At 71.7% G+C, this 21,515-nt stretch carries 19 protein-coding genes and 1 riboswitch; of the genes, 6 read left to right on the top strand and 13 right to left on the bottom strand.

The genetic code is table 11. The features are described 5' to 3' along the window. Window positions 1-142: 142 nt before the first annotated feature. The 5 genes from FCI23_RS27360 to FCI23_RS27340 all read right to left on the bottom strand — a co-directional run bounded on the left by FCI23_RS27360 (window position 143) and on the right by FCI23_RS27340 (window position 4,183). On the bottom strand, window positions 143-1,084 hold the full coding sequence (locus FCI23_RS27360; protein ID WP_136726602.1) for an ROK family glucokinase: 942 nt from the start codon (window positions 1,082-1,084) through the stop codon (window positions 143-145). Window positions 1,085-1,208: 124 nt separating this feature from the next. Then, window positions 1,209-1,601: a DUF5304 family protein gene (locus tag FCI23_RS27355; RefSeq protein ID WP_136726601.1), complete on the bottom strand. Its 393-nt coding sequence runs from the start codon at window positions 1,599-1,601 to the stop codon at window positions 1,209-1,211. Window positions 1,602-1,654: 53 nt separating this feature from the next. Further along, on the bottom strand, window positions 1,655-2,884 hold the full coding sequence (locus tag FCI23_RS27350; protein ID WP_136726600.1) for an ArsA family ATPase: 1,230 nt from the start codon (window positions 2,882-2,884) through the stop codon (window positions 1,655-1,657). A 1-nt stretch (window position 2,885) separates the two neighbouring features. Beyond that, window positions 2,886-3,341: an SRPBCC family protein gene (locus FCI23_RS27345; protein ID WP_136726599.1), complete on the bottom strand. Its 456-nt coding sequence runs from the start codon at window positions 3,339-3,341 to the stop codon at window positions 2,886-2,888. Between the two features lie 80 nt (window positions 3,342-3,421). Beyond that, window positions 3,422-4,183 (bottom strand): metallophosphoesterase family protein, encoded by a 762-nt coding sequence (locus FCI23_RS27340; RefSeq protein ID WP_136726598.1) that lies wholly within the window; start codon window positions 4,181-4,183, stop codon window positions 3,422-3,424. A gap of 228 nt (window positions 4,184-4,411) precedes the next feature. Between FCI23_RS27340 and FCI23_RS27335 the strand changes: the two genes are divergently transcribed. Next, complete coding sequence (locus FCI23_RS27335; RefSeq protein ID WP_136726597.1) at window positions 4,412-6,226, top strand: AMP-dependent synthetase/ligase; 1,815 nt, start codon at window positions 4,412-4,414, stop codon at window positions 6,224-6,226. A 208-nt stretch (window positions 6,227-6,434) separates the two neighbouring features. Here the strand turns inward: FCI23_RS27335 and FCI23_RS27330 are convergent, their stop codons facing one another. Then, complete coding sequence (locus FCI23_RS27330) at window positions 6,435-7,268, bottom strand: IclR family transcriptional regulator (protein ID WP_246144059.1); 834 nt, start codon at window positions 7,266-7,268, stop codon at window positions 6,435-6,437. A gap of 224 nt (window positions 7,269-7,492) precedes the next feature. Between FCI23_RS27330 and FCI23_RS27325 the strand changes: the two genes are divergently transcribed. Genes FCI23_RS27325 through FCI23_RS27310 form a run of 4 tightly spaced genes read left to right on the top strand, consistent with a single transcriptional unit; the run spans window position 7,493 to window position 10,873 of the window. After that, complete coding sequence (locus tag FCI23_RS27325) at window positions 7,493-8,524, top strand: sugar kinase (protein ID WP_246144058.1); 1,032 nt, start codon at window positions 7,493-7,495, stop codon at window positions 8,522-8,524. 5 nt (window positions 8,525-8,529) lie between these two features. Next, window positions 8,530-8,952 carry a RidA family protein gene (locus FCI23_RS27320; RefSeq protein WP_136726595.1) on the top strand — a complete coding sequence of 141 codons (423 nt, stop codon included), beginning with the start codon at window positions 8,530-8,532 and terminating at the stop codon, window positions 8,950-8,952. Further along, on the top strand, window positions 8,952-10,193 hold the full coding sequence (locus tag FCI23_RS27315; RefSeq protein ID WP_136726594.1) for an alanine racemase: 1,242 nt from the start codon (window positions 8,952-8,954) through the stop codon (window positions 10,191-10,193). Before FCI23_RS27320 ends, FCI23_RS27315 begins: the two co-directional genes overlap by 1 nt. Window positions 10,194-10,225: 32 nt before the next feature. After that, window positions 10,226-10,873 carry a bifunctional 4-hydroxy-2-oxoglutarate aldolase/2-dehydro-3-deoxy-phosphogluconate aldolase gene (locus tag FCI23_RS27310; protein ID WP_246144057.1) on the top strand — a complete coding sequence of 216 codons (648 nt, stop codon included), beginning with the start codon at window positions 10,226-10,228 and terminating at the stop codon, window positions 10,871-10,873. 9 nt (window positions 10,874-10,882) lie between these two features. Here the strand turns inward: FCI23_RS27310 and FCI23_RS27305 are convergent, their stop codons facing one another. Together FCI23_RS27305 and FCI23_RS27300 are read right to left on the bottom strand one after the other, a co-directional pair. Further along, window positions 10,883-12,505, bottom strand: a complete 1,623-nt coding sequence (locus FCI23_RS27305) for a GMC oxidoreductase (protein WP_136726592.1) — start codon at window positions 12,503-12,505, stop codon at window positions 10,883-10,885. Between the two features lie 55 nt (window positions 12,506-12,560). Further along, the gene (locus FCI23_RS27300) at window positions 12,561-13,706 is read right to left on the bottom strand and encodes a glycosyltransferase family 4 protein (RefSeq protein WP_136726591.1); all 1,146 of its coding nucleotides are present in this window, start codon (window positions 13,704-13,706) and stop codon (window positions 12,561-12,563) included. 144 nt (window positions 13,707-13,850) lie between these two features. Here FCI23_RS27300 and FCI23_RS27295 point away from each other — a divergent pair, with 144 nt between their 5' ends. Continuing rightward, window positions 13,851-15,161: a glycosyltransferase 87 family protein gene (locus tag FCI23_RS27295; protein WP_136726590.1), complete on the top strand. Its 1,311-nt coding sequence runs from the start codon at window positions 13,851-13,853 to the stop codon at window positions 15,159-15,161. Window positions 15,162-15,375: 214 nt separating this feature from the next. Here FCI23_RS27295 and FCI23_RS27290 read toward each other — a convergent pair whose 3' ends face one another. The 5 genes from FCI23_RS27290 to FCI23_RS27270 form a co-directional block, all read right to left on the bottom strand. Next, window positions 15,376-16,098: a transporter substrate-binding domain-containing protein gene (locus FCI23_RS27290; protein WP_136726589.1), complete on the bottom strand. Its 723-nt coding sequence runs from the start codon at window positions 16,096-16,098 to the stop codon at window positions 15,376-15,378. Between the two features lie 527 nt (window positions 16,099-16,625). Further along, a complete protein-coding gene (locus tag FCI23_RS27285) occupies window positions 16,626-17,792 on the bottom strand; it encodes a M48 family metalloprotease (RefSeq protein ID WP_136726588.1) in 1,167 nt (388 codons plus the stop codon). Further along, on the bottom strand, window positions 17,789-18,922 hold the full coding sequence (locus tag FCI23_RS27280) for a hypothetical protein (protein WP_246144056.1): 1,134 nt from the start codon (window positions 18,920-18,922) through the stop codon (window positions 17,789-17,791). The genes FCI23_RS27285 and FCI23_RS27280 overlap by 4 nt, the downstream gene beginning before the upstream one ends. A gap of 192 nt (window positions 18,923-19,114) precedes the next feature. Next, entirely contained in the window at window positions 19,115-20,167 is a 1,053-nt protein-coding gene (locus FCI23_RS27275) for a C40 family peptidase (RefSeq protein ID WP_136726587.1), read from the bottom strand. Between the two features lie 153 nt (window positions 20,168-20,320). Continuing rightward, complete coding sequence (locus tag FCI23_RS27270) at window positions 20,321-21,343, bottom strand: C40 family peptidase (RefSeq protein WP_136726586.1); 1,023 nt, start codon at window positions 21,341-21,343, stop codon at window positions 20,321-20,323. A gap of 10 nt (window positions 21,344-21,353) precedes the next feature. After that, window positions 21,354-21,503: riboswitch (cyclic di-AMP (ydaO/yuaA leader) on the bottom strand. Between the last annotated feature and the right edge of the window lie 12 nt (window positions 21,504-21,515).

Here is a 21,515-nt window from a genome sequence, read left to right as displayed (position 1 = left end):
CGGGGCCGCTCTCATGTGCGGGCCGGTGGTCGGCGTGTGCCCACCCTCCCCCAGCTACCTCCCCCAGCCTTCGGCCGGGAGGTGCCCCCAGGAGGTGTCCCCATCTCGCTGCGCTCGGCCCTGCGGCACGCCTGCCCACAACTCAGCCTTGGCGGGCCAGGTCGGCGGCGCCTACCAGGCCGGCTTTGCCGCCCAGGCGGGCGGCGAGGACCTGGGCGTGGGGGCGGTACTGGCCGCCGACGAGCCAGCGGCGGAAGGACTTGCGGATCGGGTCGAGGACGAGCTCGCCCTCGTCGGAGACACCGCCGCCGACGATGAAGGCGGAAGGGTCGAAGAGCGATGCCAGGTCCGCGAGGCCGGCGCCGGCCCAACGGGCGAGCTCGCGGAAGGAGTCGATGGCGACCGGGTCGCCACCGCGGGCGGCCTGGCTGATGTGGTGGCCCTCGATGGCGGCGGGAGTGCCGTCGCCGAGCGAGAGGAGCAACTCGGCGTTCTCGGGCTGGGCGACGGCACGCTGCTTGGCGTAGCGGACGAGAGCGCGCCCGGAGGCGTACTGCTCCCAGCAGCCCTGGCTGCCGCAGCCGCACAGCAGGCCGTCGGGGACCATACGGATGTGGCCGAACTCGCCGGCGACACCGAAGCGTCCGCGGCGCAGCTTGTTGCCGATGATGATGCCGCCGCCGAGGCCGGTACCGAGGGTGATGCAGATGACGTCGTTGTGTCCCTGGCCGGCACCGAAGCGGTATTCGCCCCAGGCGGCGGCGTTGGCGTCGTTCTCGACGACGACGGGGAGGCCGACGCGCTGCTCGACCTTGTCCTTGAGTGCCTCGTGGCGCCAGTTGATGTTGGGGGCGAAGAGCACGGTGGCGCGCTTGTCGTCGACATAGCCGGCGGCGCCGATGCCGACGGCCTCCACTGCGTGGTTCGTGCTGACATCACGCACGGCGGCGGCGATGGCGTCGACAACGCCCTCAGGGGTCGACGGGGTCGGCACCGTGACGGTCTCGAGGATCGAGCCTTCCTCGTCGACCACTCCGGCCGCGATCTTGGTGCCGCCGATATCGACGCCGATGGTGAGTCCCATTTGTCCCTCAGTTTCCGGTCTTGATACGCCCGCAGGGGGCGAATAAGACGCCGGTCCCCGCCATCTCCAACCGTACCGGAGGGCAGCCGCAGCCCAGGCACATAGGCCCTGCTCGGCGCCCGGCTCAGTCCAGGTCGATGTGCTCGGTCGGAGCGGAGCCGGGACCTCGGCCGGCGGTCCAGCGGTGCTCCTGCCCGGCGACGGCCGAACGGTAGGCGGCGAGCAGCTCGGAACCAGCGGTCGCGAGGTGCTCGAAGACCTCGGGATTACGTTCCCTTATAGGCTCGACGACCGCCTTGACCTGCGAGATCATCCCTTGGGCGGCAAGCTGCGCGGCGGGGCTGCGCAGGGCGCCGACCTTGTCGGCCACCGCCTCGGCCAGCCGTCGCAGCTCTTCCGCGGCACTGCCGGGGCCCTGCCCGGCCTGTGCTCGCCGCCGGGCCTGCTCCCCGGCGATGTCCTCGGCGCTCGCCTTGGCCCAGGCGTCGGCGTCGGGGCGGTCCGTGGCTTCGCTCATGGCGGCCTCCTCAACTGGGTGCCCTCGACGTTACCCGAAGGGACCCGGTTGTTTCATCGGGGCCAGATCTGCGGATCGGGGGTGAAGCGGACCTGTAGGACACCCTCGCGCAGCGCCGCGCCCGCCACGGTGCAGCGGCGCAAGGCCGACGGCAGTCGTACGATCCGCCGGAATCCTGCCACGTCGATGACGAGTTCCTCTCCCCGGCGTACCAGATCGAGTGAATCGCGGGTTGCGCCGGGCAGCGGCAGCCGCCAGAGGAAGTATCCGTCGGCCGAGAGCCGGTCCTCCACGGTCCAGGGTGGTCCGGCGGCCCCGCCCGGTCCCGGGTGCGCGGCGGCGGCCATGGTTCGGCCCAAGGTAGCCAGGTCGTCGGCGCCCCGGGGGTCACGGCCGAGGTGCGGCACCTCGTGGACGGCGGTGCCCTGGTGCCCGTGCTCCTCGTATTCGGTGTACAGCGTCTTGAGGTGCTTCTGCTGCTGGCCGGAGAGCCCCCCGAGGAAGGGGTCCGCCGAGCCGGTGGGCAGCAGGCGGTTGGCGATCACCGCCTCCAGGCGGTGGCCGAAGAGGGCCAGTGCGGCGCGGGCGGTCCGCAGCGCCGCGTCGCTCGACGGTCCCGGCTCCACGACCAGCCGTACGGTGGTCCCGGCGTCCTGGAGCACGGCCTGCGCGGCGCCCAGCTCGCGCTCCACGCGCCCGGCCGCCTCGTACAGCCGCTCGTCGGGCATCGGCACGCCCGCGAGCTGGGCCAGCACCGGGCGCAGGGCGCGGGCCGCCTGGCGTTCGGCGGGGACGAGGCGCCTGAGGTAGCGGCGCAGCTGCTCGGGGAGGGACAGGACGGCGAGCGCGGTGTGCGTCGGGGGGAGGTCGGCGACGACGACGTCCCAGGCGTCCGGAGTGCCGGCCCCGGCTGCCGCCTCACGCAGGGCGCGCAGCAGGGTGAGCACTTCGGCGCCGGGGAGTTCGGTGATTTCCTCGGGGTCGAGGGGGGCGGCGCCGAGCAGGTCGAACAGGGCGCCGAGGTGGTCCTGGAGGTCCGTGGCGTCCTTGCGGAAAGAGGCGGTCGCGTCGATCCGGGCGGCCCAGAGGCCGGGGGCTCCGGTGACCTGGGTGGGGACCGTGCCGGCACCCAGTGGTGTTCCGAGCACCGTGTCCAGCCCGGCGCCGTGGTCGGCGCTGAGCAGCAGTACCCGCAGTCCCCGGGCGGCGGTGGCAGCCGCCGTGGCCGCGGCCACCGTGGTGCGGCCGGCGCCGCCCGGGCCGGTGATCAGGAGGGTGCGCACCTCAGGCCTGGGGGTCGGGGTCGGATTCGACACGCTTCTTGAGGCCGGCGAGGGCGCGGTCGATGATGACCTTCTCGGCCTTGCGCTTGATCATGCCGAGCATGGGGATCTTGACGTCGACCGTGAGCTGGTAGGTGACCTCGGTGCTGCTGCCGTCGCCGAGGGGGGCGAGGGAGTAGGAGCCGTCGAGGGTGCGCAGCATCTGGGACTTGACCAGCGACCAGCTGACCTCTTTGTCACCGGACCAGGTGTAGGCGAGGGTGTGGTCGTCCTTGATGGCTCCGGCGTCGAGCAGCAGGCGGACCTGCTCGGCGCGGCCGTCGGGGCCGGTGGAGAGGACCTCGGCCTCCTTCACCTCGCCGGTCCAGTCGGGGTAGCGGGCGAAGTCGGAGATGACCCCCATGACCTCGGCCGGCGCCGCCTCGATCGTGATGCTCGACCTCGTGTGTTCCGCCATCGCCGTGGCCCCTCCGGGACTGTGCGTCCTCATGCTCGTTACTGGTGGGTGCAGGCTACCGCGTACTGGTCGAACGCAGCTCACCACTCCAGGACCCATGGCGCCCGGGTCGCGTTGAAGTGCCCGACGTTGACGCACTCGGTGGTCCCGATCCGCATACGCGCGGCGAGCGGCTGGTGGACATGGCCGAAGAGGGAGTACTTGGGCCGCAGTTCGTGGATCGCGTCGAGCAGGGCCTCGCTGCCGCGCTCGAACCGGCGGGCGACGACGTCATAGCAGAGCTCCGGGGCGGCGGGCGGGATGTGCGAGCAGAGCACGTCGATCGGGCCGAGAGCGGCGACTTTCGCCGCGTATGCCTCGTCGTCGATCTCGTACGGGGTGCGGTAGGGGGTGCGCAGACCGCCGCCGACGAAGCCGAAGACGAGGCCGCCGATCTCGGCGGTGGCGCCGTCGAGGATGGTGGTGCCGGGGCCGGCGTACTCGGGCCAGAGGGCGGGGATGTCGACATTTCCGTAGGTGGCGTACGTCGGCACGGAGAAGGCGGCGAAGAGCTCGGCGTACTGCTTGCGTACGGCGGACTCGATGGCGGCGAGCCGGTCGATGCCGGACCAGAGCCCGCGGTCCAGCTCGCGGGCCTCGTCGAAGCGGCGGGCGGTGCGCAGCTCGACCATGCGGTCGGCGTTCTCCACGCCGAAGAGATCCGGGAAGATGCCGCGTGAGTGGTCCGCGTAGTCGAGGAACAGCACGAGGTCGCCGAGACAGATGAGAGCGTCGGCCCCGTCTCCCGCCTTCGCGAGGGCATCGGCCGCGCCATGGACGTCACTGACTACATGGACCCGCATGGCGATCACCCTAACCGGTGTTCACTGCGGGTCACCGGCGGTCTGTCATACCCTTTCCGGGCGGATCCACCTGCGTCCCCCAGCATGTGACACACAAAACATCTACACGGCAGCCCTATCGCTAGCGGTTTACCGGTGGGTAACGTCCGGGCAGTCCAACATCCCCGTTTCTCGGCTTCGGTCACGGATCCAGCCGCCCGGCGCCGGCGCCGATGAGGAGCAGCAGTCTTGCGCGAGTTCAGCCTTCCGGCCCTTTACGAGGTCCCTGCGGACGGCAATCTGACGGATCTCATCCGCCGCAACGCCGCGCAGCATCCGGATGTGGTCGTCATCGCCAGAAAGGCGCCAGTGGGGACAGCGGGTGACGGGGGCTGGCAGGACGTCACCGCCACCGCCTTCCTCGCCGAGGTCACCGCCGCGGCCAAGGGGCTGATCGCCTCCGGCGTCGAGCCCGGCGACCGGGTCGCCCTGATGTCCCGCACCCGGTACGAGTGGACGCTGCTGGACTTCGCGATCTGGAGCGCGGGCGCCGTCACCGTCCCGGTGTACGAGACCTCGTCCGCCGAACAGGTCGAGTGGATCCTCGGCGACTCCGGCGCCGTGTCCGTTGTCGTCGAGACCGCGGCCCACGAGGCGGCGGTCGAGTCCGTACGGGACCGGCTGCCGCATCTCAAACACCTCTGGCGGATCGACGCCGGCGCGGTGGACACCCTCACCGCGGCCGGCGACGACATCGCGGACAAGGTCGTGGCCGAGCGCAGCGCCACCGCCACCGCGGACTCCCCCGCCACCATCGTCTACACCTCCGGCACCACCGGCCGCCCCAAGGGCTGCGTGCTCAGCCACCGCAGCTTCTTCGCGGAGTGCGGCAATGTCGTGGAACGCCTCAGGCCGCTCTTCCGCACCGGTGACTCCTCGGTGCTGCTCTTCCTGCCGCTGGCGCACGTCTTCGGGCGGCTGGTGGAGGTGGCCGCCGTCATGGCGCCGATCAAGCTGGGCCACGTCAGCGATGTCAAGCACCTCACCGATGAGCTGGGCTCCTTCCGGCCCACGCTGATCCTCGGCGTGCCGCGGGTCTTCGAGAAGGTCTACAACTCCGCGCGGGCGCAGGCGCAGGCCGGAGGCAAGGGCAAGATCTTCGACAAGGCGGCCGACACCGCCATCGAGTACAGCCGGGCCCTCGACAGCACCGGCGGTCCGTCCGTCGGTCTCAAGTTCAAGCACAAGGTCTTCGACCGGCTGGTCTTCAGCAAGCTGCGGAAGGTGCTGGGCGGCCGGGGCGAGTACTCCATCTCCGGCGGTGCCCCGCTCGGCGAGCGCCTCGGCCACTTCTACCGTGGCATCGGCTTCACCGTCCTGGAGGGATACGGCCTCAGCGAGACCTGTGCCGCCACCACGTTCAACCCCTGGGATCGAACCAAGATAGGCACCGTCGGCCAGCCGCTCCCGGGCTCCACGCTCCGGATCGCCAACGACGGCGAGGTGCTGCTCTACGGCGAGCACCTCTTCACCGGCTACTGGAACAACGAGGCCGCGACCGCCGAAGCCGTCTCCGACGGCTGGTTCCACACCGGGGACATCGGCACCGTCGACGAGGACGGCTACCTCACGATCACCGGCCGCAAGAAGGAGATCATCATCACCGCGGGTGGCAAGAACGTCGCCCCCGCCGTGATCGAGGACCGCATCCGCGCGCACGCCCTCGTGGCCGAGTGCATGGTCGTCGGCGACGCCAGGCCCTTCATCGGCGCCCTCGTCACCATCGACGAGGAGTTCCTGCCCCTCTGGGCGCAGGAGCACGGCAAGCCCGCCGGCGCAAGGCTGGCCGAACTGCGCGACGACCCCGACCTGATCGCCGCGGTGCAGCAGGCCGTGGACGACGGCAACGCGGCGGTCTCGCACGCCGAGGCCGTGAAGAAGTTCCGCATCCTGCCGGGCCAGTTCACGGAGGAGTCCGGGCATGTCACGCCGTCGCTGAAGCTCAAGCGCAATGTCATCCTGACGGACTTCGCCGACGAGATCGAGGCCATCTACACCCGCTGAGCGACGCCCGGCGCCCTGGCGCGAGTGACGCCGGAGAGCGCGGCGGTCCGCCCGCCCTTCGCGTATGCCCTTCGGGGCTGGGCCCCCGTGGGGGTGTCGCCGGCGGCGCCGGCGCAGAACGCCGGGCTCCGGTGCCTGGCGGTGGCCGGGCTGCTTGCGCGACACGGACGGTCGCTCGCGGCGCCGTCGCGATGAAGCGGCGTCAGGGCTACGGAAACTCCGGCGGCGCCATCTCGTGCCCGAGGCGTTCGGAGAGGGCCTTGGCGGAGGCTACGAGGAGGGCGCCGATGGCGGCGACGCGGTCGCGGGTGACGCGGGAGGACGGGCCGGAGATGCTTACGGCGGCGGTGACGGAGCCGCCGTGGTCGAAGACCGGGGCGGCGACGCAGCGGATGTCCTCCTCGTTCTCGATGTCGTCGACGGCGTAGCCGTGCCGGCGTATGACGGCGAGTTCGGCATGGAGCCGCTCGGCGGTGGTGATGGTGCTGCGGGTGCGGGGCGGCATGCCCGCGGCGATGACGCTCTGGACGACGTCGTCCGAGGCGTGGGCCAGGAAGGACTTGCCCACGGCGGTGCAGTAGGCGGGCTGGCGGCTGCCGATGCGGGAGTGCATGCGTACGGCCTGCGAGCTTTCGACCTTGTCGATGTAGACGATCTCCGGGGCGTCGAAGATGACGAGGTGCACCGTCTCGCCCGCGCTCTCGGCGAGTTCATGCAGGACCGGGGCGGCGGTGCGCCGCAGGTCGAGCCGTTCCAGGTACACCTGGCCGAGCAGTGCGTTCTGGGGTCCGAGGCGGTAGCGGCCGCTCTCGGGGTCCTGGTCGACCAGCCGTATTTCCCGTAGCGGCGCCACCAGCCGCAGCACGGTGCTCTTGCTGATCCCGAGTCCCACGGACAGGTCGGCCAGCGACGAACCTTGCGGATGCCCGCGGTCCTCGGCCAGGAACATCACAATGGCCAGCGCCCGCCGGAGGGATGACGAGGTGTTGCGCTGGGAGCCGGTCGTGTCACGGGCGGCGTCCGTGGTGTCGGACCGAGGCACGCGGTCTCCCTTGCGGTTCGGGTCGTGAGCGTCAGGCATCTGGAGTGTGCCACCGCGCCGGCCGTCGGAGCAAGCTTCCGTTTTGCATGTCAAAACGCAGTGCTATTAAAGCGAGCAGGCGTTGACGCTGCATACGGGCTCGACTAGCTTGAGTCCGCCACCATGCGAAGCAGTATTTTGCATTGCAAAATTTCTCGGATCAGCCGCGCGAAGGAACCACCGACGTGTCCATCCCGAGCCCCAGGCCCCGCACCACGCCAGCCACACGGCAGGACCCCGGTCCCGATGTGGTGTGCGTCGGCGAGACCATGGCGATGCTCAGCCCGCTCGACTCCGGACCGCTGGCCACCCGTCGCTCCCTCGCGCTGGGCGTGGGCGGCGCCGAGTCCAATGTCGCCTGCGGACTCGCTACCCTCGGCCACCGGGCCGCCTGGCTGAGCCGGGTGGGCGCGGACCCCTTCGGGCAGCGCGTCCTGGCCGATCTGGCCGCCCACGGGGTCGATGTGACGGGAGTTCGAACCGACCCCGAACGGCAGACGGGCGTCTACTTCAAAGACCCCGGACCCGACCGGACCGGCGTCCACTACTACCGCCGGGGCTCGGCAGCCACCCGGATGGGACCCGAGCTGGCCCGCCTGCCGCTGCTGGGCCGGGCCCGTGTCCTGCACCTCTCCGGCATCACCGCCGCGCTGTCCGGCAGCTGCGCCGAGCTCCTGGAAGAGATCGTCGTCCGGCGCGCCGTCCCCGGCCCGGTCGTCTCCTTCGATGTCAACTACCGGCAGGCGCTGTGGCCGGAGGGGCGGGAGCAGGCCGCGCGCGCCCTGCTCCGGCTGGCCGGCGCCGCCGACGCGGTGTTCGTCGGACGGGACGAGGCCGAGAGCCTGTGGGGTGCCGCCAAGCCGGAAGAGATCCGCGAACTGCTCCCGGGCGTGCCGCTGCTGGTGGTCAAGGACGCCGGGCACGGGGCGACCTCGTACTCCGACGATCACGGCGAGACGTTCGTCCCCGCCCCCCGGTCCCGCATCATCGAACGCGTCGGCGCCGGTGACGCCTTCGCCGCCGGGTATCTCTCCGCCTTCCTCGACGGCCGTGACGCCACCGCCCGGCTCCGGCTCGGACACCTCGTCGCCGGCGCTACCCTCCGGAGCAGGAGCGACATCCCCACCGTCCCGCCACGCGCCGAACTCGACCGCCTGCTCGCCCTTGACGAACTGTCGTGGACCGCGCTGAACACCGCCCTCGACAAGGAAGGATGACCGAAATGACGCAGAACCCCCCGAGTGCCGAGAAGACCGAGGTCCGGACGGACGGCGCCCCCGCCCCGGCCTGGGTGTTCTCCCAAGGTGTGCGCAAGGGCCCGATTCTCCAGGTGTCCGGCCAGGGCCCGCAGGACCCGGCCACCGCCGAGTACGTCCACCCGGGCGACGTACGGGCGCAGACCCGCCGCACCCTGGAGAACGTCCGGGCGGTGCTGGAGGCCGGCGGGGCCTCCGTGGAGGACGTGCTGATGTTCCGGGTCTACCTCACCAAGCGGGAGGACTTCGGCCCGATGAACGAGGTGTACGGCGAGTTCATCGAGGCTTATGTGAAGGACGGCGTCAAGCCCTGCCGCACCACGGTCTTCGTCGAACTGCCCAATGAGGCCATGCTCGTCGAGATCGATGCCCAGGCCGTGGTCGGCTGATGGAACAGACCATCGACGCCCGGCGGGTCGCCGCCCTCGCCGACGAACGGCTCGACTGGCGCTTCAAGGCCGTCCCGGCCGCCGCCCACGGCCTCACAGCCGCCGAATTCCTCGCCGGGAATCCCCACTTGGACGAGCTCGGCACACCGCTGCTGACCCTCGACGCCGCCGCCCTCGACCACAACCTGCGCACCATGGCGGCCTGGTGCGCCGCCGCGGGCGTCGGCCTGGCCCCGCACGGCAAGACCACCATGGCCCCGGCCCTCTGGCAGCGGCAGCTGGAGGCCGGCGCCGAGGCCATCACCCTGGCCAACCTCTCCCAAGTGCGGGTCGCCCGCGCCTTCGGCGTCCGCCGGATCCACGTCGCCAACGCCCTCCTCGACCCCGCCGGGCTGCGCTGGATCGCCGGCGAGCTCGACGCCGACCCCGGCCTCTCCCTCACCTCGTGGGCCGACTCCGTCCGTACGGTCGAGCTGATGTCCGCCGCCCTGGCCACTGCCCCCGGCTCACGTCCGCTCGACGTCTGCGTCGAGCTCGGCTCGCCCGGCGGCCGGACCGGCGCCCGCACCCCGGACGAGGCGCTGGCCACCGCCCGCGCCGTGCACGCCGCACCACGCCTGCGGCTGGCCGGAGTCAGCGGCTACGAGGGCGCTCTGGCCCACGACACCGCCCCCGAGTCCATCGCCGCCGTAGAGCGGTATCTGCGTGTCCTGGTCGTCCTCCACGACCGGCTGCGCGAGGAGGGCCTGCTGACCGGCGAGGCAGTCCTCACCGCAGGCGGCAGCGCCTACTTCGACACCGTCGTCCGCGTGCTGGCCCCCGCCGCCACCGGCGGCACCCGAGTGCTGCTGCGCTCCGGCGCCTATCTCGTCCATGACGACGGCTTCTACCGCTCGGTCTCCCCGCTGGCCGGCGCCGCCACGCCCTTCCGCTCCGCCATGCACGGCTGGGCCCGGGTGGTCTCCCGTCCCGAGCCCGCCCTCGCCCTCCTCGACTGCGGCAAGCGCGACTTCCCGTACGACGAGGGCCTGCCCCAACCGCAGTCGGTGCCCGGCCGGATCACCGCCCTCAACGACCAGCACGCCTTCCTGCGCGACGCGGATGCCGCCGTCGGCGATGTCGTGCGCCTCGGGCTGTCGCACCCCTGTACGGCCTTCGACAAATGGACCCTCATCCCGGTGCTGGACGACGCGGACGCGGACCGTCCAAACGTCGTCGACCTGGTGCGGACCTTCTTCTGACCGAGCGATCCCCCACCAAGGAAGCCAGTCCCGTGAGCGCTCTCGCCCCGTACGCCCTTGCCACCCTGTCCGCCCTGTCGGCCGACCGCGTCATAGCCGTGGTCCGGGCTCCCTCCATCCCGGACGCCCCCGCGCTGTGTGCGGCGCTCGCGGCGGGCGGCATCCGCTGGATCGAGTTCACGTACACCACGCCCGGTGTCGCCGGCCATCTGCGCCGGGCGGCCGCTGCCGGGACCGGCTGCCGTATCGGCGTCGGCACCGTCCTGACGGCGGCCCAGGCGGAGGAGGCGCTGGCCGCCGGGGCCGAGTTCCTGGTCACCCCGGGTGGCCGTCCGGCCGTGGCGGACGTCGCGGGGGCCGCCGGAATTCCGGTGATCATGGGCGCCCTCACCCCTACCGAGGTCGCCGAGGCGGCCGACCTGGGCGCGACAGCGGTGAAGATCTTTCCGGCCCGGAGCTTCGGCCCCGGCTACTTCAAGGACCTCGCCGGGCCCTATCCCGGTATCCCCCTCGTCGCCTCCGGCGGCGTCAACGCGGGCAACGCCGGTGAGTTCCTCACCTGCGGTGCCCGCGCCGTCTGCGCCGGAACCGACGTCGTCCCGCCCTCGGCGGTCGCGGCCGGCGACTGGGCCGGTATCACCCGCCGGGCCGAGGCGTTCGTCGCCGCCCTCGCCTCCTGAGGAGGGGTCTCAGGCGATCGCGTCCTCGGCGAGCACCCGGGCCATGTTGCGCTCCGCGAGTGCGGTGATCGTGACGAACGGGTTGACCCCGATCGAGCCGGGGATGAGCGAGCCGTCGGTCACGTAGAGCTTGTCGTACCCGGCCGCCCGTCCGTAGATGTCGGTCGCCTGGCCGAGGACGCAGCCGCCGAGGGGGTGATAGCAGAAGTCGTCGGCGAAGGCGCGGGTGTCCCCGAAGAGATCGGTGCGGTAAACGGTGCCGTTGGCGGCGTTGACACGGTCGAAAAGGGTCTTGGCGGCGGTGACGGAGGGCTGGTTCTGGGCGAGGGTCCAGTTGAGCTTCGCGGAGTCGGTGGCGGAATCGTACGAGAAGGTGCCGCGTTCGGGGTTCTTGGTGATGGCGAGGTAGAGGCTGGCCCAGGTCTCGGTGCCGGCGGGCAGCGGAGCGATCTCGGCGAAGACGGGGTTGGCGGTGTTGGACCAGTCGTCGATGGCCATGGCGGGGATGGTGGACTGGTTGGCGCCGGTGGGGTTCCAAAGATAGTTCGCGCGGCCGAGCATGATGTTGCCGTTGCCGCCCCAGCCGGTGCCGACCTTGGCGTTGAGGGCGGGGAGGGTGCCCGTCTCGCGGGCGCGGATCAGGAGTTCGGTGGTGCCGAGGGAGCCGGCGCCGAGGAAGAGGTAGCGGCAGCCGACCTCGCGGGTGGCGACGACAGCACCGGTGGTGTCGATGCGGTCGACGGTGAGGACGTAGGTGCCGTCCGCCTCTCTCCGTACGGCCCTGGCCCGGTTGAGGGTCTCGATGGTGACCTTGCCTGTGCCGAGCGCGGCGGCGAGGTAGCTCTTGTCGAGGCTGCGCTTGCCGTAGTTGTTGCCGTAGATGACCTCCTGGGCCAGCGCCGATTGGGTGGCCGTGCCGGCGGCCTCGCGCTGCATGTAGTCGAAGTCGTAGACGTTGGGGATGAAGGTGGTCCTGAGGCCGGTTTTGGTCGCCTGGTCCCGCGAGACCCTGGCGTACTGGTACCACTCCGTTCCCTCGAACCAGCTGGACGAGATGTTGTTGACGCCGAGCATGGTGTTGGCGCGCGGGAAGTAGGTGTCGTACATCGCCGCCGCGTCGACCTGGGGCAGGACCTCCTGGAAGTAGGCCCGGGAGGGGGTGACGGCCATGCCGCCGTTGACGAGCGAGCCGCCGCCGACGCCGCGCCCTACGTACACCGACATGTCGGTGTACTCCACCCGGTCGAGGACGCCCGGGTAGGGGGTGATGTCCTTGTTGATCACATCCAGCCAGAGGAACGTGGACAGTGGTGCCTGGGTGCGGGTGCGGAACCACGTGGAGCGGCGGTCGGGGGAGATCATGGAGCAGAAGACCTTGCCGTCCGAGGCGGGGGTGTCCCACAGGGCGCCCATCTCCAGGACGAGGGTCTGCATGCCGGCCTGGCCGAGGCGCAGCGCGGCCACTGCGGCGCCGTAGCCGGAGCCGATGACGACGGCCGGGGCGTATTCGGCGTAGTCGGCGTTCTCGGCCGCCTGGGCGGTGGAGAGTCCGATCCGGGTGAGTCCGAGGGCGGCGGCGGTTTGTATCGCGGCCAGCCCCACTAACTGACGACGCGTCAGATTGGGTGTCATGGGCAAAGCATGGACGGAATATCGGATTCCGCCTATACACGAGACGCATGGTCTTTTACAGGAGGGACTTCAGCCGCTCCGCGAGAATGTCCCAGCGCCAGGCCTCCTCCACCCACCGCCGGCCCCGCTCCCCCATCCGCCGCCGCAGTTCCGGGTCGCCGAGCAGGATGACGATCCGGTCCGCCGCCTGCTCCGGCGAGCCGCCGCGCACCACCCACCCCGTCTCGCCGTCCAGCACCGCGTCCGGCGCGCCGCCGGAGTCCCCGGCCACCACCGGCAGCCCGGTCGCCGAGGCCTCCAGATAGACGATCCCGAGCCCCTCCACATCCAGCCCGCCGCGCCGGGTCCGGCACGGCATCGCGAAGACATCGCCGGCGCCGTAGTGGGCCGGCAGTTCCTCCCACGGCAGCGGCCCGGTGAAGCGGACGGCCTCCGCGACACCGGTCCGCGCGGCCAGCTTCCGCAGCTCGCCCGCGTACGGTCCGCCGCCGACCACCAGCAGCACCGCGTCCGGCACGGCGGCCAGGATCCGCGGCATCGCCAGGATCAGGGTGTCCTGGCCCTTGCGCGGCACCAGCCGCGACACGCATACGACGACGGGCCGGCCGGCGAGGCCCAGCCGGGCCCGTACGGCGTCGCCGCCCGAGCCGGGGTGGAAGGTCTTCTCGTCCACCCCGGGCGGGAGCTGGACCATCCGCGCGGCGGCAGCGGGGGTAAGCGCGTCCGCGATCCGCGAGCGGGTGTACTCACCCAAATAGGTGATCGTGTCCGTGCCCTCGCCGATCCGCCGCAGCAGCCGGCGGCTCGCGGGCAGCTGCGCCCACGCCGCCTCGTGCCCGTGCGTCGTCCCCACCAGCCGCCGCGCGCCCGCCCTCCGCAGCGCGGGCGCCATCAGCCCGAGCGGCGCGGCCGCCCCGAACCACACCGACGTACAGCCGTGCTCACGCAGCAGACCGGCCGCCTGCCGGGTCACCCGGGGGGTCGGCAGCAGCATCGTGGTACGGTCCCTGACCACCGGAAAGGGCTGCTCGGCGTCGAACACGGCGACCTCCGTGCCGTCACCGTCCTGCCCCCCTTTCCAGGTGCTGGCATACACGACGACCTGACCCGGGTCGAGGCGGCAGGCCATGCTGTGTACGAAGGCCTGGATGCCGCCCGGCCGGGGCGGGAAGTCGTTGGTCACGATCAGCGTCTTGTCCATCGCGGCCGAGCGTATCGGCTCCGCCCCGCCGGGCAACCGACCGGCCGCCGGCCGCGTCTTACCACCCGTCCGGAGACAAGACCGGCATCATGCTTCCAGCACCCGCGACCACGACCGCGGGCCAGGCGAACGAACGAGGTGTACATGGCAGGCGCCGACAGCCGTGATCGTACGGGCGGCGGCCCCCTCCTCCAGCGTCTCGGACCACCCGTCGCGGTCTTCGCCGTCACCCGGGTCCTGGTGCTGCTGTGCGTCTTCCGCCTGATCGTCCTGCCCGGCGTGGACCCGGCCTCCGATGTCACGGTGCTGTACCACAGCTGGTTCGAGGTGATGCGGGGCGGCTCCTTCCCGCTCCACGACGTGACCTGGCAGTACCCGCCCGCCGCGGCGCTGCCCATGCTCGCCCCCGCCCTGCTGCCCTTCCTCGACTACACCTCGGCCTTCATCTGGCTGGCCTGCGCCGCCGACGTGGTGGGCTTCGGGCTGCTGCTGCGCGCGGGGCGGGACGGTGCACAAGGCAGCCGCGGCATGGCGGGCGCCTGGGTGTGGGTGCTGGGGGCGGCGATGATCGGCCCGACCGTCTACGCCCGTTACGACCTCCAGGTCACGGTCGTCGCCATGGCCGCCCTGCTGGCCGCCGCCCGCCACCCCCGGGTCTCCGGGGCGCTCGCCGGTTTCGGCGCGATGCTCAAGGTGTGGCCGGTACTGCTCCTGGTCGGCACCCCGCCCGGGCGCGCCGGGCGCCGGATGTGGGCGGCGGCAGGGATCGCCGTCGCCGCGATCGCCCTCTTCTTCACCACGATCATGCCCGGCGGCTTCGCCTTCCTGACCTTCCAGAGCGACCGCGGTACCGAGGTCGAGTCCCTCGGCTCCCTGGTCTTCCACCTGGCCCGGCGCTTCGGACACTGGCACGGCGGCAAAGTGCTGCTCAACTACGGCTCCGTCGAGTTCCTCGGCCCGTATGTCAGCGTCGTCAGCCACCTCGCCCTCGCGCTCACCGCGATCGCCTTCGGCTGGCTGCTGCTCTGGCGGCTCAAGGCCCGTACCCACACACCGGCGACGATGTGCGACGCCGCCTTCACCGCGATCCTGCTGTTCACCACGACCAGCCGGGTGATCAGCCCCCAGTACATGATCTGGCTCGTCGGCCTCGCCGCCGTCTGCATGACCCTGCGGGCCAGCGTCCAGGCATTTCCCGCGGTCCTGGTCCTGGTGGCCACCGCCGTCACCGGCGCCGAATTCCCCGTCCTCTTCCACGACGTGGTCACGAGCAGCTCCATGGGCGTCGCCGTACTCACGCTGCGCAACGGTCTGCTCGTCGCGGCCTCGCTCATCGCCTGCCGCAACCTCTGGCGCGCCTCCGTCAGCCGAGCCCCGCACATCCCCGACGCGCCGCAAGCCGAGCCCGTTCCACCGCTCCGCCGCAGGCCCTCGGCGGAGGCCCCGCACCGGTGAGCGTCCTCCGACTGCCCGGCTGTAGGGCGCACGGCCCGGGCCGGGGACGGATGCTGGTGACTTCGCGGACTTCCCTGGCGTCCTCCTGGCCCACGGCGGGGGGCGCCGCTCCGGAGCTGCCGGGGAAGCCCTCTGAAGGGGGTGGCGGTGGTCGCGGTCGGCCCGTGACCTGAGAATCACGCAGGGCGCTGCTTCCCAGCCATGAGGGCTGTGCCTACCCGGGTGGGGCGACCAGGGCGTCGGATTGATTCGCGCGCCGAAGAGCGTCGGCAACGAAACCGCTGGCTTTCAGCTCCTCGATGACGTCGCGGAGGAACTGGACGGTCTCGGGCTTCCGGGTCCTGGTCGTGCCCACTGCCTGCTGTATCTGCATGAACCGAGGCTCGATCAGCCGGACTTCGGGATGCGTCGCGACGAACTCGGTCATCGGCTGCCTGACACCGGCCACGACCTCCAAGCCCTGGGCGCGGAGCTCGTCGACTCCTTCGTCCCCGCGCACGACGCTCGCCTGCTGAAGGGTGCGGGAGAGGAAAAGGTCATAGGCAGACCCACGCTGCACGCCGATACGAACACCTGCGCGATCGACATCAGCGGCCGTGGTGAAGGCTGAGTCCTGGGGCACGACGAGCACACCCTCGATCACGACATACGGTGCGGTGAAGGCAACCTCAGCCTCCCGCGCCGGCTCGATGGCCAGGAAGCAAATGTCGGCCTGGCCCGCCGTCATCGCCTCGTACGACTTTCGCGCCGCGTCGAAGCAGACGAGTTCCACCGGCACGTGCAACCGCGCGCCGACCTCACGCGCGATGTCGACCGTAACGCCGGTCGGCGCCGTCGGCATGCCCTGGGCCAGTACCGAATTACCCAGATTGATTGAGGCCCGCAGCGAGCCATTCGGCGCCAGGTCCTTGGTGATGGCAGCAATCACGATCCCCATGAAGCGAAGTTTAGGACACCTTGCGACTGCGCATCGGCGCGTCTGTCGCCACCGGCGGCCGGCCCGGCACCGCTGAGCGTCAACCGACCGCCCGGTGCAAGACAGCTGCCCCGCCCGCTCGCACAGACAGGCGACAACCTCCCAGCAGACATAACGCGAGGCAGGAGTTTTCCCGCGCGACTAGGAGGCCGCGCGAATAGGTGGGGTGGAGGAAGGAGCGGGGCGAGGGGCAAGTCTGGCAAGGCGGAGGTGGGGGCACCTCCTGGGGGCACCTCCCGGCCGAAGGCTGGGGGAGGTAGCTGGGGGTGGGGGCACCTCCCGGCCGAAGGCTGGGGGCGAGGCGACGCGATGGGGGTGCCCCCTGCTCGAGCGGAGCCGAGAGCTTGGTGGGGGCACCTCCCGGACGGAGTCTGGGGGAGAGTCGTCGACCGACACCGACGGCAACACTTCCAGGCGCCCCCGCCGACGGAGTCGGCTGATGTCACAGCTCGGCACGCGACGCCGCCCCACCTCTATTCGCGCGGCCTCTAGGTCCGCAGGCCGGGGGAGGCTGGGCTGCCGGTCGGGAAGCTGCGCGCGGCCGCGATGCGCTGGGCCGCTGTCGGGTGGGTGCCGAAAAGCAGGTGGAGGGCGCGGGGCGGGTCGGGGTCGGCGATGTTGGCGACGGTGAGGCGGCGCTGCATGGCTATGAACTGGGCGGGGTCGGCGGTGAGTTCGAGGGCGTGGTGGTCGGCGCGACGCTCGACGCGGCGGCTTACCGCGCAGGCGAGGGGGCCGGTGAGGGCGGAGCCGAGGGCGGCGACGGCGGCGAGGAGCCACAGGGAGCGGGGGTCGGCGAAGCGGTCGGCGCCCGCCAGGTCCAGAAGGGGCTGCCGGCTCACCAGAGCCGCCAGCACGCATACGCCCACGGCGGCGCCGGCCGCGCCCAGGAGGGTGCCGCGGGCGACGTCGCGGTGTTTGACGTGGCCGAGTTCGTGGGCGACGACAAGCTCGACCTCACGGGGGGTGGCGGTGGTGAGGAGGGTGTCGTAGGCGACGATGCGGCGGGTGCGGCCGAAGCCGGAGACATAGGCGTTGAGGGCGGTGGTGCGGCGCGAGGCGTCGGCGACGAGGACTTCGCGGACGGGGATGCGGTCGCGGTCGGCGAGGGCGAGGAGGGCGTCACGGAGCGGGCCGGGGGACATGGGCGTGAAGCGGTTGAAGATCGGCTCCAGCAGGACCGGGGCCAGCCAGGAGAGCACGAGGGCCGCACAGGCCGCGCCGAGCGCCGCCCAGGCCCACCACCAGCGGGTGGCCCCGGCGAGCCCGTAGACGGCGTAGAGGGCGCCGAGCGCCAGGGGTACGGAGATGAGCAGCCCGCGCAGCACATCGACCGCCCAGCCGCCCCAGCCCTGGGTGACGAGGCCGAAGCGGACCCGTACGACCCGGAGCCGGGCGGCGAAGGGCAGGGACACCGCCTGCTGCAGCACGACCAGGCCCAGGCCGCCGCCGAGGACGCGGAGCGCCCAGGTGTGGCCGAAGACGCCGACGAGCCCGGCACCGGCCGGGGTCAGCCCGAGAACGAGGAGCAGGGCGAGCCCGGTGGCGCGGCTGCCGAGGGACCAGGGGAGTTGAGCGCGGCGCAGGGCACGGCCGCGGGCGATCTCCTCGGGGGTGAAGTCCGCGTTGTCCGAGGCGCCTTCTTCGGATGTCATGCCAGCTCCTTCTGCACATAGGCGCGCCACCGCGCCGTGAATTCGACGAGGCTCACGCCCAGTGTGCGGCGCATCGCCGCGTCGGCCGTGGTCCGGTCGTTCACGCCCCGGTAGAGGGCGGTGAGCTTCGCGCTCCCCCACTGGTCGGCGATGAGCCGGCAGGCCAGCCAGCCGCCTTCGTAGGCCTGGGCGAGCCCGGCGGCGGTGGTGCCGAAGTCGGTGTTCGAGGGGAGGTTACGGGGCAGCTTGCCGGCGGCGACATCGCGGGCCAGTTCGGGGGCGACCTGGTGCGGGGTGCGGCCCGTGCCGAGGTAACCGGTCCAGTCGGCGGCGCCTTCGGAGAGCCACAGGGGGGTGGCGGAGGTGGTGAAGGCGCGGGTCGCGACGTGGGTTGTCTCATGGGTCAGGACGACCTGCCGGCCCAGGGCGGACAGCTCCCCGAATGCCTCGGGATTGACGATGACGCGGTCGGCGGGGACAGCCGGGGATCCCAGCTCCGCGGTGGTGACGGCTGCGATGCCCCGGTAGGCCGCCGAGGAGGCGTTCAGCAGAGCCGCCATCTGGTCGAGGGTGCCCGGCACCTCCAGAACGACCCGGCGCGCCCAGTGGTCGCCCCAGACCCGCCGTACGGCGGCCACGGCACGGTCCGCGTCAGCGGCGTACGCGGCCAGGGAGGCGGGCGTCCCGAGGCCGAGGACCAGGCTGCGGGTCCCGCGTACGACGTGCACCTTGCCCTGGTCCCAGAGCTGGGCGGCGGTGTGCTGCTCGGAGGTGATCCGCCAGCGCCCGCCGCTCCGGGTGAGGCCCAGGGAGAGGTCGGTGGTGACGGGGTCGGCGTCGTAGCCCTTGACGCGGTAGCGGAGTTGGACCCGGGCGGCAGAGCCGGAGCTTTCCAGCCGGTACGACCAGGAGGCGAGCGGCACCTCCGCGAGGTTCTGGAACACCTGCCGCTGCGCCGGCTGCAGGGAGGGGGCGACGTCGGCGAGGAAGGCGGGCTCGTCGTGGTGCAGGACGGCTGCCGCGTGGCGGTCCAGCATGTGCTGAACGCTTTCCGGTGCCCGGGGCGGGGTGGGGGTGCATCCGGCGGCGAGTAGCGCGCACGCTGCCACGGTCACCAGGAATCGCCTCACGCGGTGATCGTACGGGCGCCTGCGGCGGGCTCTGCTCCGGGCCCCGGGCCGGGCGGGCTCTCAATGTGCGGGCCGGGGGGTGGGTTGTGCCCACCCACCCCCAACCTTCGGCCGGGAGGTGCCCCCGTCTCGCTCCGCTCGGCCCTGCGGAACGCCTGCCCACGACTAGTTTGCGGAACGCCTGCCCACGGCTTAGGCGGGCCTTGTCACCGCTGCGATCGGCATCATGCCTACTGGGTCGTAGCGGACCCGGGCGCCGGGGTAGGGGGCGTGGACTACCTGGCCGCCGCCGACGTACATGCCGACGTGGCTGGCGTCGTTGCGGTAGATGACGAGGTCGCCGGGGCGGGCCTGGCCGAGGGGGACGTGTTGGCCGGCGCCGAGCTGGGCCTGGGAGGTGCGGGGCAGGGCGACGCCGGCGTGCCGGTAGGACCAGACCATGAGCCCGGAACAGTCGAAGGTGGAGGGGCCGGTGGAGCCCCAGGCGTAGGGGGCGCCGACGGCGGCGCGGGCGGCGGCGACCGCCGCCGCGGCGCGCCCGGAGGCGGGGCCGAGACCGGACAGGTCGGACAGGTCGAAGCCGCGGGCGGAGCGGGAGGTGCGCTCGGCGAGGCGGGAGGCGAAGCGGGCGCGGTCTGCGGCGGAGAGGGAGTTGACCAGGCGCTGGGCGGTGGCGAGCTTGCCCTGGACGTCCCGCTTGCGGGCGCGGAGGGTGGCACGGACGCGGTTGAGCTCATTGAGTTTCGCGGTGGCTTCGGAGCGGTGCTGGTCGAGGGCGCGCTTGGCCTCCCGCAACTCCTCGAGCTGGGTGAGCTGGCGGTTGCTGATCCGGTCGAGGGCCTCGGCCCGGTCCAGGTAGCTGTCGGGGTCGGAGGAGAGCATCAGCGCCAGCGCGGGATCGAATCCGCCGCTTCGGTACTGGGCCCCGGCGAGGCTGCCGAGCCCGTCGCGCATCCGGTTGACGCGCTCCTGTCCCCGGGCGGCCTCGTCCTGGAGGTCGTTGAGATCCGCGCGGAGCTTGTCGGCCCGCTCGCCGGCCGCGTCGTACTGCTCGGTGGCCTTCTCCGCCTGCTGGTAGAGCCGGTCGACCCGGGAGGCGACGTCCGCAGGGGTTTCCCCCGGGGCTGCCTGTGCCGTGGGTGTCGCTAAGGCTGCTGCCGTCGCAGCCACTGAAAGGGCGGCGACGCGGGACGTACGGGCGGCGGTGGTGCGGCCCGGCTGCGAAGTGCGTCGATGGGATGCCACGTCGGGTGACAGTAGTCAGCCGGACGCGGGGAGTTCAAAGACCCGGTCCGGCCCGTCGCCCGGTTGACTTGCCGCTTGCGCAGGTCACCGGGCTTATGCCGTCAATCGCCACTGTCCGACATCACCCGGAAGGTGCACTCGCGCTCGCCCGGATCAGATCCGTACGCCGAACTGGAAGGGCATGTCGCTGATCGCCTCGTACCGGACCACCGCACCCGGCTTCGGCGCGTGCAGCACCATGCCGTTGCCGGCGTAGAGGCCGACGTGGTGGGCGTCGCTGTAGAAGATGACGAGGTCGCCCGGCTGGAGCTGGCTCAGCGTCAGGTGCGTGCCGGCGTTGGCCTGGGACTCGGAGGTGCGGGGTATGGAGACACCGGCCTGGGCGTATGCCCACGAGGTGAGGCCGGAGCAGTCGAAGGAGCTGGGGCCGCTGGCGCCGTAGACGTAGGGGGTGCCCAGCCTGGTCTTGGCGGCGGCGAGAGCGGAGGCGGCCCGCGCGGTGGCGGAGGCGCTGTTGCCGAGGTTCACACGGGTGGTGGAGCGGTTGGCGGCGGCCTGCTGGGCGTCGTAGGCCGCCTTCTCGCTCGCGGTCAGCGAGTTGAGGAGCTTATTGGCCTGCTGGTACTTGGCCTGGATGTCCTTCTTCTTGCTGGCGAGGTCATTGCGGGTCGCATCCAGCTCGGAGAGCTTGCTGGCGGCTTCCGCTTTCTGCTGGTCGAGGGTGCGCTTCTTCTCGGCGATCTGCTTGAGCGCCTGGGCCTGCTGGCTGGTCAGCTGGTCGAGGGTGGACGCCTTCGAGAGGTAGTCGTCCGGGTTGGAGGAGAGAAGAAGCTGCATGGACTCGTCGATGCCGCCGCTGCGGTACTGCGCGCTGGCGAGCGAACCGAGCTGGTCCTGGAGCTTGTTCAGGTCGCCCTGCTCCCGTGCGACCTCGTTCTGCAGCTGGTCGACCTGCTTCTGCAGGGTCTGCTGCTGCGCCTGCGCGCCGTCATACTGCTGGGTCGCCTGCTCGCTCTCGTTGTAGAGAGCGTCGACCTTGGCCTTGACCGACTTGACGGTCGGCTTGGTGTCGGCGTGCGCGGCCTGGGACGACAGGGCGACGGCTGCGGCGGCAGTCGCGGTGAACACGGTCACCCGTGTGCGACTGGCCTGCTTGGGTCGACGGTGGGACGCCACGAAGGCGAGCTCCTTCTTCCTCCAGCCGCCTACCGGGTGAGCTGACGGGTTCGGGCCGGAAGCAGCCCTACAACACCTCAACGTCCCTTGCGGAGCGCCCTGGTGCCGATTCACCCCGGGAACGTGGTTCCCCGGCTCCGAGCGTCGGCGTCCCCCGTCGTACGCACGGCAC

Origin of the sequence: Actinacidiphila oryziradicis, from assembly GCF_005047355.1 — a bacterium.
Taxonomy (GTDB): domain Bacteria; phylum Actinomycetota; class Actinomycetes; order Streptomycetales; family Streptomycetaceae; genus Actinacidiphila; species Actinacidiphila oryziradicis.
This window is presented reverse-complemented; position numbering and strand designations above follow the sequence as displayed.

Coding starts and splice junctions, on each gene's coding strand:
- FCI23_RS27355 (WP_136726601.1), bottom strand. CDS start 1,601: ATGAGCGAAGCCACGGACCGCCCCGACGCCGACGCCTGGGCCAAGGCG.
- FCI23_RS27315 (WP_136726594.1), top strand. CDS start 8,952: ATGGAACAGACCATCGACGCCCGGCGGGTCGCCGCCCTCGCCGACGAA.
- FCI23_RS27285 (WP_136726588.1), bottom strand. CDS start 17,792: ATGACATCCGAAGAAGGCGCCTCGGACAACGCGGACTTCACCCCCGAG.
- FCI23_RS27320 (WP_136726595.1), top strand. CDS start 8,530: ATGACGCAGAACCCCCCGAGTGCCGAGAAGACCGAGGTCCGGACGGAC.
- FCI23_RS27305 (WP_136726592.1), bottom strand. CDS start 12,505: ATGACACCCAATCTGACGCGTCGTCAGTTAGTGGGGCTGGCCGCGATA.
- FCI23_RS27300 (WP_136726591.1), bottom strand. CDS start 13,706: ATGGACAAGACGCTGATCGTGACCAACGACTTCCCGCCCCGGCCGGGC.
- FCI23_RS27295 (WP_136726590.1), top strand. CDS start 13,851: ATGGCAGGCGCCGACAGCCGTGATCGTACGGGCGGCGGCCCCCTCCTC.
- FCI23_RS27360 (WP_136726602.1), bottom strand. CDS start 1,084: ATGGGACTCACCATCGGCGTCGATATCGGCGGCACCAAGATCGCGGCC.
- FCI23_RS27340 (WP_136726598.1), bottom strand. CDS start 4,183: ATGCGGGTCCATGTAGTCAGTGACGTCCATGGCGCGGCCGATGCCCTC.
- FCI23_RS27290 (WP_136726589.1), bottom strand. CDS start 16,098: ATGGGGATCGTGATTGCTGCCATCACCAAGGACCTGGCGCCGAATGGC.
- FCI23_RS27345 (WP_136726599.1), bottom strand. CDS start 3,341: ATGGCGGAACACACGAGGTCGAGCATCACGATCGAGGCGGCGCCGGCC.